General features: G+C 51.6%; 1 protein-coding gene. It reads right to left on the minus strand.

Annotation, left to right across the window (positions count from 1 at the left end):
* On the minus strand, positions 1-1,657 hold a 1,657-nt coding region (locus BVE84_RS10275; protein ID WP_135017530.1), incomplete at both ends, for a DUF6531 domain-containing protein.

Below are 1,657 nucleotides of genomic sequence, written 5' to 3' on the forward strand. Positions count from 1 at the left end.
GAAGCGCTGATTTTCCGTCCAAGGCCATCGTAGGTGAAGGTGGTGGTATTCCCATTTCCTTCTGTCACCCCAGTCACTTGACCGGCTGGGTCAAAGGTATGGGTCCTTCCAACACCATCGGCATCTACCTCACTGGTCTTCCGACCTTCTGCGTCATAGGTGAAACGGGTGGTCCCACCACGAGGGTTGGTGATGCCTGTCACCTGATTGTGGGCATTATAAGACAGAGTAGACACCCCACCGAGGGGATTGGTGATGGTCACTAGATTGGCGCCCTCGTAGGCAAAGGTCGTCTTAGCCCCTAGCGCATCGGTCGTGGACAGAATGCGACCTTGTGGGTCATGCGTATAGGAAATGGCGGTGCCATCTGGGAGAGTGGTCTTGGTCAGATTCCCCTTAGCGTCATACTCATGATGGGTGGTATCGCCACCAAAATCAGTGCTAGACATGAGGTGGTTCTTCTCGTCATAGCGAGAGGTCTTGGTCGCACCGTCAAAACGAGTCTCAGACAAAACATTGCCATTTTCATCATAAGTGTAGCTGGTGGTGTGACCCAGTTCATTGGTCTCACTGGCTAGGCGGTTGTCCGCGTCATAGGTCTTGGACACACTGGTGCCATCTGGATAGGTAATGCCTGTGGTGCGGTACTGGTCATCATAGGTATAGGTGGTTTGGTTGCCATTGGCGTCTGTGGTCACCGTTTGACCAGGGCTGTAGGACAGGGTGGAGACACCGCCTACCGCGTCCGTCTGTTGGGTCACACGGTTCTCATCATCATAGACGTTTTCAATCACCTTGGTCCCATTGCCATCATACCAGGCTGTCATGCGACCCTTGTCATCATACTCATAGCGGGTAGGAACGCCCATGGCATCGGTATAGGTAATCAAATTACCATCTGTGTCATACTCATAAGAAAGGGTTGAGCCATTCGGGATAGAAATCGCCCCGATGTAGCCAGCTTCATTGTAGGTAAGCCCATAGACCAGACCCGTGGGCGAGGTCACCTTGCTTAGCTGGAAGTGCTCATTGTAGTCAAAGCTGGTCTTATTCCCTTTTTCATCGGTCTGACTGGTCAGGAGACCGTGGAAGTTGAAGACTTTTTCTTGTTGGTCTGTGTCGGTGATGTGGTATTCTTTAACCTCATAGGCTTCCTTTTCTTCCCCACCGAAGTCACCTTCCTTGGTGTCAACGGTTTTGACGTCAAGTTTCAGGTCATAACCCGCTGGGGCTGTGTAGGTGTCGCCGTCCTTGGTAAATTTGAGGATAGCACCATCTGTACGGGTATAGTAAAGGTTGCCTTCCTCGTCGCTTGAGAGCTGTTCATTGAAAGCAAACGACCAGCCCCGACCAAAGAGGCTGTTTATCCCTGCGGCCTTGGAGTTATAGCTACGGGCAATGGCAAAGTCGCCATCGATATCAGGGATTGACACATCCACCCGCTCCAGGTAGAAGTTCCCAGTGTTGAGGTTAATCGGCTCAAAGCCGAACTCACAGTGTAATCCCCGCCCCATCAGTAACATATCCACATCCGCCTTGGTCTTGTCATTCAAGGCTGGGGGATTATAGGGCTTGGTCGCATTCTGACGTGGATTGCGGATAAAGAGGGTGTTGTTTTTGACCAGAAGCATGTCCTGAATGCGGTTGTCATAGGCAA

Source organism: Streptococcus azizii (genome assembly GCF_001984715.1).
Classification (GTDB): Bacteria; Bacillota; Bacilli; order Lactobacillales; family Streptococcaceae; genus Streptococcus; species Streptococcus azizii.